Below are 14,334 nucleotides of genomic sequence, written 5' to 3' on the forward strand. Positions count from 1 at the left end.
CGCCGCGTCAGCGGTGAGTGGAGGAACGCTCCGATGAACACAGCAGCGGACACCGGCCGGGAGTTCTGGCGCGGTGTGCTCACAGCAGGCGGCTTCACCGCGATCCCCCGGTGGACCGCGGACCCGTCGCCGGGCCTCGGCGAGCACGCGGCGGCCGTCCCCGCCGACCTCGTCGCCGCACTGGACCGGCTGACCGGCGAACTCGGCGTGCCGTTCGGCTCGGTGCTGCTGGCCGCGCACGCCAAGGTGCTGGCCGCGCTCGCGGGCGAGCCCGACGTGACGACCGGCTGGGTCGCCGCCGCGGACACCCCGCCGCTGCCCTGCCGGCTGAGCACCCGGCCCGCGACATGGCGGGCGCTGGCGCGGGACGCGCACCGCGCCGCTTCGGCCGTGTCGGCGCACCAGGACGTCCCCCTCGACGCCCTGCTCCGCGAACTCGGCCGCACCGGGCCGGCGTTCGAGACCGTCCTGGACCCCACCGGCGGCGGCTCCGCCGTCGACCCCACCGGGACCACCGTGCTGTGGCTCGGTGTCACCGGGCAGGACTCGCCGCGCGGGCTGCGACTGCGCTACCGCACGGATGTGCTGGACGCGGACAGCGCCGCCCGCATCGTCGGTTACCACCTGGCCGCGCTGCGGCTGATGGCCGACGGGCCCGACGACGAGCACGGCCGGCAGAGCCTGCTCTCCCCCGCCGAACTCCACCTCCAGCTGGAGGAGATGGGCGGACCGCGTCGGGAACTGCCCCGCCGTCCCTTCCACGAGCTGTTCGAGGAGCGGGTGCGCGCGCACCCGGACGCCGTCGCCGCCGTCCACGGCGACCGGCGGTGGACCTACCGGGAGCTCAACGCCCGGGCCAACCGGCTGGGCCGGGCCCTGCTGGCACGCGGCCTGCGGCGCGAGGGCGTCGTGGCGGTGGTGACGGAACGCAACCTGGACTGGATGGCCACGGTCCTCGCGGTCCTCAAGACCGGCGGTGTCTACCTCCCCGTCGAACCGCACTTCCCGGCCGGCCGCATCGCCACCGTGCTGTCCCGCGCCGGCTGCGCGCTCGTGGTGACCGAGCCCGGCAGCACCGCCACGCTGGACCAGGCGCTGCCGGACCTGCCCGGGGTCCGCAAGATGCTGGTCGGCACCGCGTACGAGGAGGACCACGCGGGCTCCGACCTGGGCATCCCGGTCGCGCCGGACCAGCTCGCGTACATCTACTTCACCTCCGGCTCCACGGGGGAGCCCAAGGGCGCGATGTGCGAGCACGCCGGCTTCCTGAACCACCTGCTCGCCAAGATCGAGGACCTGGGGATCGCCGAGGGGCAGGTGGTCGCCCAGACCGCGCCGCAGTGCTTCGACATCTCGCTGTGGCAACTCGTCTCCGCGCTGCTGACCGGCGGCCGCACCCTCATCGTCGAGCAGGACGTGATCCTGGACGTGGACCGGTTCCTGGACCGGATCGCCGAGGGCCGGGTCGCGGTGCTCCAGGTCGTCCCGTCGTATCTGGAGGTCGTGCTGACCGCCCTCGAACGCCGGCCGCGCGACCTGCCCGACCTGCGGTGCGTGTCGGTCACCGGCGAGGCCCTGAAGAAGGAGCTGACGCAGCGCTGGTTCACGGCCCGGCCCGGGGTCACGCTGGTCAACGCGTACGGCCTGACCGAGACCTCGGACGACACCAACCACGCGGTCATGCACCGGCCTCCCGACACCGGCTGGGTCCCGCTCGGCCCGCCCGTGCGGAACGTGAGCGTGTACGTCGTCGACGAGCACCTGTCCCCCGTGCCGCTCGGCGCCCCCGGCCTGATCGTCTTCTCCGGTGTCTGTGTCGGCCGCGGCTACGTCAACGACCCCGAGCGCACCCGGCAGGCGTTCGGGGAGGACCCGCATCACCCGGGCCGCCGGCTGTACCGGGCGGGCGACTACGGCCGCTGGCACCCCGGCGGCACCCTGGAGTTCCTGGGCCGCCAGGACAGCCAGGTGAAGGTGCGCGGCTTCCGCATCGAGATCGGCGAGATCGAGAACGCCCTGGTGCGGGTGCCCGGCGTCCGCGACGGCGCGGTGGTGGTCGTGGACGGCGCGGACGGCGGCGCGCGGCTGGTCGCCTTCCACTCCGGCCCCCAGCCGGTCGAGACGGTCGCCCTGCGGGAGCGGATGGGCCGTTCCCTGCCCGCGTACATGATCCCCTCGGCCTTCCACTGGCGGGAGATCCTGCCGCTGACGGCCAACAGCAAGATCGACCGGAAGGCGCTGACCGCGCTCGCCGGGGAGCTGGACGTCCCCGAGGACGAGCGCCAGGCGCCGCGCACCCCGGCCGAGCGGAGGCTGGCGGCGGCCTGGGCGCAGGTGCTCGGCATCCCCGAGGACCGCGTCGACCGGCGCGACGACTTCTTCGAGCGCGGCGGCACCTCACTGGCCGCGGTGCGCATGGCGATCCTGCTGGACCGCGCCGTCTCGTTGAAGGACGTCACCCGCCACCCGGTGCTCGCCGACCTGGCCGGGCTCCTGGGCGCCGGGGCCACCGGCGGCTCGGCCCGGCGCTCCGGCCTGCTCCAGCAACTGAATCCGGGCGACCCGGCACGCGCCGGTGTGCTGGTCTGCTTCCCGTACGCCGGCGGCAACGCGGTCAACTTCCAGCCGATGGCCAAGGCCCTGGGCAACGGTGGTCCCGCCGTCCTCGCCGTCGAACTGCCCGGTCACGATCCGGCCGCCGACGGTGAGCCGTTCGCCCCGATGACGCAGGTCGTCGAGCAGGTGGCCGCGGAGGTCGCCGCGCGCGGCGCGGGTCCGGTCATGCTGTGGGGACACTCCTCCGGCGCCGCCTACGCGCTGGAGACCACGCGGCGGTTGCTGGAGCGCGGCGTGGCGGTCCGACGGGTCTTCCTCGCCGCGCAGTTGCTGGGCGACGCCGCCGGCCGCCGTGCCGAGGTCGCCGAGCTGACCGCGCTCGGCGACGCCGAGCTCACCCTCGGACTCAACGCGTACGGCGGCCACCCCGAACTCGGCGAGCTGGACGCCGCACGCGCCGGGCACGTCGCCGCCGCCTACCGCCACGACTGCGTGTCGGCGCACCGCTACCTCGCCCACGCCCTGGAGAAGCCGTGGGCCGCACGGCTCACGGTGCCGGTCACCGTGGTCGTCGCCGACGACGACCCGCGCACGGCGGACCACCGGCGCCGCTACCCCGAATGGCGCCTGCTGGCCGAGCACGTGGACCTCCACGAGATCGCGGGCGGGGGCCACTACTTCCTGCGCACCTGTCCCGAGGCGGCCGCGGCCGCCGTTCTGCGCGCCGTCCCCCTGCCGGCCACGTCATGACCGGCGTCCGAGAGGAGACCGACTTGTCGACCTCACCGTCCCCGCCCTCCTTGCTCGACCTGGAGCTGCGCCCGTCGGCGCCGCCCCTGCTCCAGGTCCGTCCCGCCGATGACGCCGCCGCCTGGGCGGCCGCGCACCGCGACGCGCTGCGCGGCGTCCTCGCCGAGCACGGCTCGGTCCTCGTCCGGGGCCTCGGGCTCCACGACGCGGCCGGAACCGGCGCGGTGTTCGCCCGGCTCTCCGGCGGCCTGATGACCGAGCGGGAGTCCTTCGCACCCCGGCAGTCCCACCCGGGCGGCGTGTACTCCTCGACGAAGTGGCCGCAGAACCAGCCGATGTGCATGCACCACGAACTCAGCTATGCGCTGGAGTTCCCCGGCCTGATGATGTTCGCCTGCCTCCAGGCGCCGGACGAGGGCGGCGCCACCGCGGTGGCCGACGCCACGGCCGTGCTGGACGCGCTGCCGTCCGAGCTGGTCCAGCGGTTCGAACGCGAGGGCTGGCTGCTCACCCGCAGCTACAACGACGAGGTCGGCGCGACGGTCGCCGAGGCCTTCGGCACCGACGACCGCGCCGCGGTGGAGGCCTACTGCCGCGCCCACGCGATCGCGTTCGAGTGGCAGCCCGACGGCACGCTCCGCACCCGCCAGCGCCGCAGCGCGGTGGTCGGGCACCCGCTCAGCGGGCGGCGTTGCTGGTTCAACCAGATCGCCTTCCTCAACGAGTGGACGCTCGACCCCGAGGTGCGCGAGTACCTGGTGGACGTCTACGGTCCCGACGGCCTGCCGTTCAACACCCGCTTCGGCGGCGGCGACCCGGTCGGTGAGGACGTCGTGCGGCTGCTGAACGGCGTGTACGAGGCGCACACCGTCCGCGAGCCGTGGCAGTCCGGCGATCTGCTGCTCGTCGACAACATCCGTACCGCGCACAGCAGGGAGCCCTTCGCCGGGCCGCGCGAGGTGCTGGTCGGCATGGCCGACGCGGTGCGCCTGGCCGACTGCGCGCCGACGGTGGAGGTGGGTTCCTGATGACCGCCCTCGACTCCGTCGCCCCGACGCCCGGACCGGCCGCGCCCCGCGGACCGGCCGCGGTGCCGTCGTTCGCGGTGATCCCCGGCGGCCAGGTCCAGCGGGCCCTGCGGGGCCGCGAGAACGAGATCACCGAACTGGTCGGCGCCGCCTACCGGCTGCACTGCGCCGGCGACTCGGTGAACCCGCCCTCGTACTTCCTGCGCTTCCCCGACCGGCCGAGCTCCCGGATCATCGCGCTGCCCGCCTCGATCGGCGGCGACCTGCGGGTGGACGGCCTGAAGTGGATCTCCAGCTTCCCGGAGAACGTGGCGGCGGACATCCCCCGGGCCTCGGCCGTGCTGATCCTCAACGACCACGGCACCGGCTACCCGTTCGCCTGCCTGGAGAGTTCGATCATCAGCGCCACCCGGACGGCCGCGCTGGCGGCCCTCGCCGCCGACCGGCTCAGTAAGGGCCGGGCCCGCCCGGCGCGCGTGGGCTTCATCGGCACCGGGCTGATCGCCCGGTACATCCACACCTATCTGACCGGGACCGGCTGGACGTTCGACGAGGTCGGGGTGCACGACCTGTCCGCCGACAGCGCGGCGGGCTTCCAGGGCTACCTGGAGCAGTCGCGCTCGGCCGGACGCGTCACCCGGTACGACAGCGCGGAGCAGCTGATCCGCTCCAGCGACCTGGTGGTGTTCGCCACCGTCGCCGGCCGGCCGCACGTGTCCGAGCGGTCCTGGTTCGCGCACCACCCCCTGGTGCTGCACGTGTCGCTGCGCGACCTCGCGCCGGAGATCGTGCTCGACTCCTTCAACATCGTCGACGACGTCGAGCACTGCCTGAAGGCCGACACCTCGCCGCACCTGGCGGAACAGCTCACCGGCACCCGGGAGTTCCTGCACGGCACCCTCGGCGACGTCATGACCGGACGGGCCTCGGTGCCCGCGGACCAAACCATCGTCTTCTCGCCCTTCGGTCTCGGCGTGCTCGACCTCGCGGTCGGCAAGTTCGTCTACGACGAGGTGGTCCGCTCCGGGGAACTGACCGTCGTCGACGACTTCTTCCATGAACTCAGGCGGTACGGATGAGGCGACCCGTCCAGTGAGGAGGTCTATGCGTCACGCCCGGCAGAACAGATCGTCGTGCACATGAGGAGGCCGTCGTGCCAATCATTTCCGCCCCCCACGCCTTCAACGAGGCGGATCTCTATGTCGACCTGCGGTCGATCTTCGGGCGCTCGCTGTACCTGAAGTGCGAGGGATTCAACTTCGCCGGCTCGATCAAGCTCAAAGCGGCCATCGAGATGGTGGAGACAGCGGAGCAGGAGGGGCTCCTCACTCCGGAGTCGGTCCTGGTCGAGTCGTCGTCCGGAAATCTTGGCGTGGCGCTGAGCATGATCGCGGCCAGCAAGGGCTACCGGTTCCTGTGCGTCACCGACTCCCGCTGCAACCTCTCCACCAGGTTGCTGATGGAGGCCCTGGGCAGCCAGGTGCACGTCATCGCCGGACTGGACGCCAACGGCGGCTTCCTCGGGGCGCGGCTGGACTACGTGCGCGCGCTGTGCGCTTCCGACGACCGGTACGTCTGGCTCAGCCAGTACACCAATCCCGGCAACTGGAGGGCCCACTACCGCACGACGGCGCCGCAGATCGCCCGGCAGTTCCCCGATCTGGACGTGCTCTTCGTCGGGGCCGGCACCACCGGCACCCTGATGGGCTGCGCGCGCTGGTTCCGGGAGTGGCAGCGCCCGGTGCGCATCGTCGCGGTGGACAGCGTCGGTTCGGTCACCTTCGGCGGTCCCCCCGGTCGCCGGATGATCCCCGGTCTGGGGATGGGGGTGCGGCCGCCGCTGCTCGACGAGTCCTTCGTCGACGAGGTCGTGCTCGTCGAGGAGGCCGACACGATCCGCACCTGCCACCGCATGGCCAGGAGCGGTTTCCTGTTCGGCGGCTCGACCGGGACCGTGGTCAGCGGCGCGATGGAGTGGTTCGCCCGGCAGGACGCGCCCGACGAGCTGACGGCCGCCGCCATCGCACCCGACCTCGGGGAGCGCTACCTCGACACCGTTTACCACACCAACTGGCTCCAGGCCCTCTACGGCGAGGACGTGCTCGACTCCGACGAGTCGGCCGCCGGCGCCTGGATGGCCCCCCAGCCACCGCCGGTGTCCCCCGCCCCGGACCGCCGCCGCTACAACCGGGCCGGCCGGCGGAGCACCGACCAGGAACGTCAGCCCGAGATCCGCGAGGCCGAAGCGTAGGCCCGGCCACTCAGTCCTTCCCTCCTCCCCGCCCCCAGCCGTCGGCTGGGGGCATCGGCCCGCAGGCTCCGCCGACGGCGCGCGGCCGTCCCACCGGGGCCCACCACCGGGTCGCCGGGACCGGAGCACCGCCCCACCGCCGCGCGGAAATGCGGCCGGCGCCCGGGCACGCACCCTCCCCTGACGGACCGCCTGACGGACCGCCGTTTCGGGCCAGGCCCGCCCCGGCGACCTGACCCGCAACGGTCACCACCGGTCCCGGCCGGATCGGAAAGCCGCCCCACCGCCACGCGGAAGCGCGGGCAGCGCCCGGCACACAGTCCACCGACCGCACGCCCGCCGGAGCAAGCCGCCCTGGCCACCCGGCCCGCGGTCAACGCTCCAGGTCCAGCAGCGTCACGCCGCATCACCGCATCACGGCGCCGGTCGATCTCCCCCGGCTCCCGGACGAATCCGCCCCGCCGCGCGGCGGGGCGGGGCGGGCCGACGGCCGCTGCCCGGCGTGCTTTCCCGACGGGTGTGCCTAGTGGTATGTCATGCCCATGACTCCCCCTCGGAGAGACCCTCTCCGCTCCCCCCACTTCGCCCGCGCCCGCGCCCGCGCCTGCGCCGTCGCCGCCGCCGTCGCGGCGATCTCGCTCCCCGCCCTGCCCCAGGCGTCCGGCGCCACCACCGTCGTCCCGGGCGGCGCCTTGTACGTGCAGAGCGCCGTCAACGGCCTCAACGCGTCCGACAGCAGCGGCTCCCTGGCCCTGCACCGCCCCAAGGGCGACGAGGACCACCAGCAGTGGACGGCCGTGGCCGTGCCGGGTGGTCATGAACTGCGCAGCACCGACGACGCGGCCCACTGCCTCGGCCGGTCCGGCGCGGAGGCCGCGGTCGTCGCGTGCGGCGGGGCGAACGCCGTGTGGCAGGTGGCCGCGGCGGACCCGGGCGCGTACGCCCTGGGCGTCCCCGGCACCGCCGACCGCCTCGCCCTCGGCGCCGCGCCCGCAGGCGGGGTGTATCCCGAGCGTCCGCAGATCGGCGCCGACGGCCCCCTCGCCCGCTGGTACCTGACCCCCGCGCCGCTCCCCCAGGCCACGATGCCGCCCGCGGACCAGCGCACCCTCGACCAGGTCACCTTCCTGACCGCGCACAACGCGTACGCCAACGGCGTCGACGGCGGGTTCGCCCCGCCCTTCGTGAACTTCTTCCCCAACCAGTCGCGCGGCATCTCGCAGCAACTCGACGACGGCGTACGCGGCTTCATGATGGACATCCACCAGACCCCGGACGGCGCCATCCTCTGCCACGACAGCTGCACCCTGGTCAGCCGCCCCGTCGCACTATGGGTGGACGTCCAGCGCATGGTGGACTTCCTCAAGCAGCACCCCGGAGAGTTCGCCACCGTCTTCCTGGAGGACTACGTCTCCGCCGACGTGCTGCGCGCCGAACTCGCCCGCGTCGACGGCCTCCAGGACGTCCTGTACCGCCCCGACCAGGACGGCGTCCGCGAGCACGGCTGGCCGAGGATGGCCGACCTGGCGGCCCGCGGCAAGCAGTTGATGCTCTTCACCGACCGGACCCGCGCCGCGGACTCCGGGGGCCCGACCCGCGACAGCTTCGGCGTCATGTACCAGCAGGAGTGGACCGTCGAGAACTACTGGTCGATGGGCTCGGGCGTGGGAAGCTCCGACTGGGCCTGCTACAGCCGCTGGTACGCCTCCGGGGTCAACGTCCCCCTCACCCGCGAGGAGCCCGGCTTCCACCCGCTCTTCGTCATGAACCACTTCCGGGACACGACCCTCTCCGGCACCGCCGCCACGGACAACGGCAAGCTCCTCAACCGCGTCCGGAACTTCTGCGAGCCCGCCGCCCGCAAGAAGCCCACCTACGTCGCGGTGGACCGCTACGACCTGGGCTCCCCGCAGTCCGCGGTCGACCGGCTCAACGGCTACACCGTGGTGCCGTAGCCATGGGGAGGACACTCGTACGCAGTCCCTTCGCGGCGGTGGCCGCCGCCCTCGGCACGCTCCTCGGCCTGCTGGCCCCGGTCGCCGCGGCGAGCCCCGCGGCGACCCCCGCGGCGCAGTCACCGACGGCGGCCCCCGCCGCCGCGTCCACCCCGCTCGCCGCCTCGTGGACCCCGCCGCTCAGCACCCGGGGCCGCTGGATCGTCGACGCCGACGGCAACCGCTTCAAGCTGAAGTCCGGCAACTGGCACGGCGCCAGCGGAACCTGGAACGGTTCCGGCGACGCCGCCGACCCCGCGGACCACCACGCGGGCGAGGACTCCGGCCGGATGCCGCTGGGCCTGGACCGCGCCCCGATCGCCGAGATCCTCGCCGGGTTCGGCGAACTGGGGATCAACAGCGTCCGGCTGCCGTTCTCCAACGAGATGATCCACGACACCGTCCCCGTCACCGACGCCTCCGTCGCGGCCAATCCGCAGCTGCGCGGCAGGACGCCGCTCCAGGTGTACGACACCGTCGTCCGGGCGCTCACCGACGAGGGATTCGCGGTCGTCCTCAACAACCACACCAATACCACCCGTTGGTGCTGCGGCGTGGACGGCAACGAACGCTGGAACGCGTCGCAGTCCACCGCGGCCTGGGAGGCCGACTGGCTGTTCATGGTGCGCCGCTACCGGGACAACCCCCGCGTCGTCGGCGCCGACCTGTACAACGAGGTCCGCCGCTCCGTCCTGGACGACCCCAACTGGGGCTCCGGCGACGACCACGACTGGTTCGCCGCCTCCCAGCACCTGGGCGACCGCATCCTCCAGGAGGCCGACCCCGACCTGCTGATCATCGTCGAGGGCATCAACTGGACCGGACTGCCCATCGACGGCTTCCCCCACGACCGCCCCACGCTGGAGCCCGTCCAGCGGCTGTGTCACACGCTCGTGCGGTCCGGGAAGCTGGTGTACTCCGCGCACTTCTACGGCTACACCGGCCCCCGCCACAGCGGCGCGACCGGGATCGGCGAGACCCACGACCCGCGCTACAGCGACCTCGGCCGCGACGGCCTCTACGCGGAGCTGCGCCGCCAGGCGTTCTACGTCCCCTCCACCCCCGACCAGCACTTCACCGCACCCCTGTGGATCAGCGAGTTCGGTGTCGGGGGCCGCGGCGAGACCGATGCGAGGACCCGGGCCTGGTTCGCGGACTTCACCGATTTCCTGATCCGGGCCGACGCCGACTTCGCCTACTGGCCGCTCGTCGGCTGGCACGAGAACCGCCGGGGCAACGGCTGGGCGCTGCTCCACTGGGACGCGGCCGGGCACCGCATGGGCCTGTACGACGGCGACGACTGGCGCGCCGACGCCTGGACCCGGCTGGTCGACGCCCCCTCCCGGACGGGTCGCGTCGACCCCGTCCCGCGCTGGTCCATGCTCAGCCCCGACCACGGCGACTTCGTGCAGAGCCTGCGCCTGCGCGCCCGCCCCGACTGGGACTCCGGTGCCCGCAAGGCCGCCTGCCCCGACGGCCAGCGGCTGGTGGGGCTGGCCCACACCGGCAACCGCGCCCTGTGCACCGACACCGGCGCGGGCGATCTGTGGGCGTCCTCCGGGGCGTACGAGGTCGTGACCGACGAACGGTACGTCGCGTCCGGCGGCGACTGGGCCTCCGGATACACCAAGTACCAGTGTCCGCAGGGCGACTTCATGATCGGCTACGCCGTCCGCGGCGCCGCCGTCTCCAGCGTCCTGTGCGCCGTCGCGGGCACCCCCCTCGGCTCGGGCGGCCGCACGGTGTGGTTCGACCGCGGCGACAACCGTCCCTCCTCCGCCAAGGGCGGTGACTTCGCCTACGGCAGCTACAAGGGCCAGTGCGCCGACGGCGAGTACGCGGCCGGCGTCGCCTTCACCGGCCGCGTCGGCTCCTCGCGCACACCCGATGCGGTCTATTGCCGGTCCTTGACATAGCCCTGACCAGGAAGGGTCCCGGACCACGCGCGGTCCGGGACCCCCAACTCGTCGGCGGACGTGGCGATCAGACCCTATGATCACTCCGCCCCAGTGTCCGCTGCCCCCGCGCACGCACTTCAGAAGCAGGCCCCCCGACCATGACGTCACCACCCCCCAAGACCCCCCGGCTGCTCGCCCGGGCCGCACAGACCGCGACAGCCGCGGCCGCCGTCGCGGACGTCTTCCGCACCCTGGAATTCCGGGAACACACCGTGCCCCACACGGTGTCCCAGCAGAACGAGGCGCCGCGGGACTCGGTCCTCGGCACTCAGATCTTCATCTGGCTGATGACATTGTCGGCCCTGCTCTTCCTGGTGTGGCTCGCCAGGAGCCGGCGCAACGCGCTGGAACTGTCGCCCGAGGCGAAGCTGCCCGGTGGCGGCTGGCTGATCGGCGCGTGGTTCGTCCCCGTGGTCAACCTCTTCGTCCCGTTGCGGCACGTCCTCGCCATCGCGCGTGCGAGTTCCGCGGCGTGGGACCGCAAGCGCGACACGACGCTGGTGAGCCTCTGGTGGGCGGCCTGGCTGGGGCACGGGATCGTACTCACCACGACCTTGAAGGTCGTCCCGGAGTCCATGGCCGGCCTCGTGGTCACCGAGGTCCTCATGGCCGCCGCGGCCGTGCTGCTGATCCTCGTGATCGAGCGCATCACGGCACTCCAGTCCGCCGCGCTCGACCGCCCGGCTCCCGTCCCGTCGCCCGTCGAGGTCTGACCCATGAACTCCGGATATGACATAGTCCGCGTCTTCTGCGCACCCGACGGCGGCCTCGGCAACCGCGTCGCCGTCGTCCGCGACGAGGACGCCACCGCCAACGAGCCCGAACGGGCCACCTTCGCACGGCAGTCGGGCCTGCCCGAGACGGTCTTCGTGAACGACGCCGAGCGCGGCGTCGTCGACGTCCGCATCCCCGGCCGGCAGCTGCCCTTCGCCGGCTCGGCGTCGCTCGCCGCCGCCTGGCTGCTGGACGCCCCCGAGCTGATCACCCCCGCCGGAGTGCTGGGAGTGCGGCTCGACGGCGAGTTCAACTGGGTCGAGGCCAGCCCCGAATGGGCCAGGAAGCGCACCCTGCGCCAGTACGCCTCGCCCCGCGAGGTCGACACGCTCCCTGTGCCGGCCCCCGGCGAATGGCTCTACGCCTGGGCGTGGGAGGACGAGGCCGCCGGCCGCGTACGGGCGCGCGGCTTCCCCGGCCGTCCCGCCGGTCCCGCCGAGGTCGAGGCCTCCGGCTCGGCGGCCCTCCTGCTCACCGAGCGCCTGAACCGGGCCCTCAACATCACCCAGGGCCGGGGCTCCCAGATCCTCACCGCGCCGGCACCGCACGGGTTGGTGGAGCTCGGCGGCCGTGTCCGCCTCGACCGCGCGGTCCCCGGCACCCGCCCCCGTCCGGCCATCACCCTCGGCACCTCGCCGTCCTCCCGGCGCCGCATCCACCTGCTCGACCTGTGAAACGGGCCCCCGCCCGCGCGAGCGGGCGGGGGCGCCGTCCGTCAGGTGACCTCCGTTCAGCGACGTCCTCAGGCGACGTCCGCGCTGCCCTCGCGGTAGACCTTCGCCGAGGCGATGCGCCCGTCGCGGAGCTCGTAGAAAGCGGCGATCGGGTACGACCGCACCTCTCCGCCGTAGGTCAGGGTCTCGGTCATCTGGCAGGCTGCGCGGGCGCCTTCGGCGATCACGTCCCGCAGCTCGAGGGTGGGCAGGAGCCCGCGCATCGCCTCGTCGAAGAACCCGGTCAGCGCGGCGCGACCGCGTACGGTCGTGCCACCGGTGATCCACACGACGTCGTCGGTGAAGCCGGCCAGGAGTGCTTCCAGGTCACGGGCGTTGAAGGCCCGCAGGTGCTCGCGTACGGCAGCCGCCGCGTCGGTCGTCGTCACGCGGTCAGTGTGCCAGGACCCCGCCGGGCGGGCCTGGATCAGGCGGGTCCGGCGGGTCCGGCGGGGTCCGGCGACGCCGCCGCGGTCAGTTGACGTTGACGGCGGACCAGGCCGCGGCCACGGCCGCGTAGTCGGTGCCGGATGCGCCGTACAGGTCGGCGGCGGCCTTGAGGGTGGCGGTGCGGGCCGCCGCGTAGTTGGTTCCGGAGGTCATGTAGACCGTCAGGGCCCGGTACCAGATCTTGCCGAGCTTGTCGTGGCCGATGCCGCTCACCGTGGAGCCGTTGCAGGTGGGGCTGTTGTAGCTGACGCCGTTGACGGTCTTGGCGCCGCTGCCCTCGGCGAGCAGGTAGGCGAAGTGGTTGGCGACGCCGGAGGAGTAGTGGACGTCGAGATTGCCGACGCCGGAGCTCCAGCAGTCGGCGGAACTGCCGTCCTTGGAGGGCTTGTCCATGAAGCGCAGCGCCGCCTTGCCGAAGCCGGGCTTCACGATGCGTTCGCCGATGAGGTAGTCGCCGGTGTCGGAGGCGTTGCCCGCGTACCACTCCACCAGCGTGCCGAAGATGTCCGAGGTGGCCTCGTTGAGGCCGCCGGACTCGCCGGAGTAGGTGAGGGCCGCGGTACGCGAGGTGACGCCGTGCGACATCTCGTGCCCGGCGACGTCGAGGGCGACCAGCGGCCCGAAGGTGGTGCCGTCGCCGTCGCCGTAGGTCATGCAGAAGCAGCTGTCGTCCCAGAAGGCGTTGTTGTAGTTGCTGCCGTAGTGGACGCGGTTGTACGAGCCCTTGCCGTCCCCGGCTATGCCGCTGCGGCCGTGGACGGCCTTGTAGTAGTCCCAGGTCTCGTCGGTGCCGTACTGCGCGTCGACGGCGGCCGTCGCGCGGTCGGCCGTGGTGCCGGTGCCCCAGTGGTTGTCGGCGTCGGTGAAGAGCACGGCGGGGGCGCGGGAGAAGCAGATCCCGAAGATGCACAGGTCCGTCTTGTTCTGCGCGTCACCGGTGTAGGTGTTGCCGCGGGTCGGGTCCTTCAACTCGTAGCTGCCGCCGCTGGGGGTCGTCTCCAGGGAGACGGTGCCCCCGTAGAGGGACGTGCCGTCGCCGGCGGCGGTCTCAAGGGCGTCCCAGGCGTCGATGCGCGCGCCGGTGCGGGCGTCGGTGACGAGCACGCGCGCGGCAGGGTTGCCGAGGCTGTCCAGGCCGACGGCGGTGGTCCGCCAGGCCAGCCGCGGCGTCCCGTGCAGCGCGTCGACGACCAGCTGCGGCTTGGCCTTGGCCTGCCGGAAGGCCGTGCCGTGGTGGGCGGAGCGCAGGGCCGCGAGGCCCTTGTCCGCGGCGGCGCCCGCCCGGACGGCGGGCGTGACGCTGGGCACGGCGAGATCGGCACGGGTGGCCCGCTGCGTGCCTTCGACGGACCCGTCGGGGGCGAGGTGGACGATCATGTCGCCGCCGAGGACCGGGAGTCCGCGGTAGGTGCGGTCGTAGCGGACGTGCTGCGCGCCGTCGGTGTCGACGACGACGTCGCGGACGGTGCGCCCCTGCCCGGCCGGCAGGCTCACCGCCGCGTCGGCGCGGGCCACGGCGGTGGCGCGCGAGGGGAGGTTCCCGTGGTCCGCCGACGCGGCCGACGGCACCAGAAGGGCCGCGGTCAGCGCGGCTGTGCCGAGCGCGGCGGCGGTCGCGGTGGCTGCGCGTCTCATTGAGTGCTGCATCCTGCTCCTCGGGTCGCGGGGACGTGCGCGGAGGCGCATGCGCGGTGGGAGGTGAAACGGAGCCAGATTTAAGTGCCCATGACATTCCGCTGTCCAGAGGGCACACACAGCCCACACACGGGAACCAGCCACCCCGCACGCCCCGGTCACGTGGGCTCCGCCGCGGCCCGTCCGGCGGAGCGGCCGACGTCCGATGTGCGCCGCTGGCCGGTG

At 73.3% G+C, this 14,334-nt stretch carries 10 protein-coding genes; 8 read left to right on the forward strand and 2 right to left on the reverse strand.

Annotated elements, in window-relative coordinates:
- The first annotated feature begins 33 nt into the window (after nt 1–33).
- The 8 genes from PV364_RS15495 (at nt 34) to PV364_RS15530 (ending at nt 11,985) form a co-directional block, all read left to right on the forward strand.
- The gene (locus PV364_RS15495; RefSeq protein WP_319660524.1) at nt 34–3,306 is read left to right on the forward strand and encodes an amino acid adenylation domain-containing protein; all 3,273 of its coding nucleotides are present in this window, start codon (nt 34–36) and stop codon (nt 3,304–3,306) included.
- Nucleotides 3,303–4,334, forward strand: coding sequence for a TauD/TfdA family dioxygenase (locus PV364_RS15500; protein WP_319660525.1), 1,032 nt, complete (start codon nt 3,303–3,305; stop codon nt 4,332–4,334). The genes PV364_RS15495 and PV364_RS15500 overlap by 4 nt, the downstream gene beginning before the upstream one ends.
- Entirely contained in the window at nt 4,334–5,413 is a 1,080-nt protein-coding gene (sbnB, locus tag PV364_RS15505; RefSeq protein WP_319660528.1) for a 2,3-diaminopropionate biosynthesis protein SbnB, read from the forward strand. Before PV364_RS15500 ends, sbnB begins: the two co-directional genes overlap by 1 nt.
- A gap of 74 nt (nt 5,414–5,487) precedes the next feature.
- Complete coding sequence (sbnA, locus tag PV364_RS15510; protein ID WP_319660530.1) at nt 5,488–6,585, forward strand: 2,3-diaminopropionate biosynthesis protein SbnA; 1,098 nt, start codon at nt 5,488–5,490, stop codon at nt 6,583–6,585.
- A 536-nt stretch (nt 6,586–7,121) separates the two neighbouring features.
- Nucleotides 7,122–8,540, forward strand: coding sequence for a PI-PLC domain-containing protein (locus tag PV364_RS15515; protein ID WP_319660532.1), 1,419 nt, complete (start codon nt 7,122–7,124; stop codon nt 8,538–8,540).
- Between the two features lie 2 nt (nt 8,541–8,542).
- On the forward strand, nt 8,543–10,495 hold the full coding sequence (locus tag PV364_RS15520; protein WP_319660534.1) for a glycoside hydrolase family 5 protein: 1,953 nt from the start codon (nt 8,543–8,545) through the stop codon (nt 10,493–10,495).
- A 140-nt stretch (nt 10,496–10,635) separates the two neighbouring features.
- Complete coding sequence (locus PV364_RS15525) at nt 10,636–11,250, forward strand: DUF4328 domain-containing protein (protein WP_319660536.1); 615 nt, start codon at nt 10,636–10,638, stop codon at nt 11,248–11,250.
- A gap of 3 nt (nt 11,251–11,253) precedes the next feature.
- The gene (locus PV364_RS15530) at nt 11,254–11,985 is read left to right on the forward strand and encodes a PhzF family phenazine biosynthesis protein (protein WP_319660537.1); all 732 of its coding nucleotides are present in this window, start codon (nt 11,254–11,256) and stop codon (nt 11,983–11,985) included.
- Nucleotides 11,986–12,053: 68 nt separating this feature from the next.
- Here PV364_RS15530 and PV364_RS15535 read toward each other — a convergent pair whose 3' ends face one another.
- Both PV364_RS15535 and PV364_RS15540 read right to left on the reverse strand, forming a co-directional pair.
- On the reverse strand, nt 12,054–12,413 hold the full coding sequence (locus tag PV364_RS15535; protein WP_319660538.1) for a nuclear transport factor 2 family protein: 360 nt from the start codon (nt 12,411–12,413) through the stop codon (nt 12,054–12,056).
- A gap of 85 nt (nt 12,414–12,498) precedes the next feature.
- The gene (locus PV364_RS15540; RefSeq protein ID WP_319660539.1) at nt 12,499–14,109 is read right to left on the reverse strand and encodes a M4 family metallopeptidase; all 1,611 of its coding nucleotides are present in this window, start codon (nt 14,107–14,109) and stop codon (nt 12,499–12,501) included.
- Nucleotides 14,110–14,334 lie beyond the last annotated feature (225 nt).

It is taken from the genome of Streptomyces sp. MI02-7b (assembly GCF_033793585.1).
In the GTDB taxonomy this organism is placed as follows: Bacteria; Actinomycetota; Actinomycetes; order Streptomycetales; family Streptomycetaceae; genus Actinacidiphila.

What these genes read in the sequence shown, in the direction of transcription:
- PV364_RS15495 (WP_319660524.1), top strand. Translation starts at nt 34, where the DNA reads ATGAACACAGCAGCGGACACCGGCCGGGAGTTCTGGCGCGGTGTGCTC.
- PV364_RS15500 (WP_319660525.1), top strand. Translation starts at nt 3,303, where the DNA reads ATGACCGGCGTCCGAGAGGAGACCGACTTGTCGACCTCACCGTCCCCG.
- sbnB (WP_319660528.1), top strand. Translation starts at nt 4,334, where the DNA reads ATGACCGCCCTCGACTCCGTCGCCCCGACGCCCGGACCGGCCGCGCCC.
- PV364_RS15515 (WP_319660532.1), top strand. Translation starts at nt 7,122, where the DNA reads ATGCCCATGACTCCCCCTCGGAGAGACCCTCTCCGCTCCCCCCACTTC.
- PV364_RS15520 (WP_319660534.1), top strand. Translation starts at nt 8,543, where the DNA reads ATGGGGAGGACACTCGTACGCAGTCCCTTCGCGGCGGTGGCCGCCGCC.
- PV364_RS15525 (WP_319660536.1), top strand. Translation starts at nt 10,636, where the DNA reads ATGACGTCACCACCCCCCAAGACCCCCCGGCTGCTCGCCCGGGCCGCA.
- PV364_RS15530 (WP_319660537.1), top strand. Translation starts at nt 11,254, where the DNA reads ATGAACTCCGGATATGACATAGTCCGCGTCTTCTGCGCACCCGACGGC.
- PV364_RS15540 (WP_319660539.1), bottom strand. Translation starts at nt 14,109, where the DNA reads ATGAGACGCGCAGCCACCGCGACCGCCGCCGCGCTCGGCACAGCCGCG.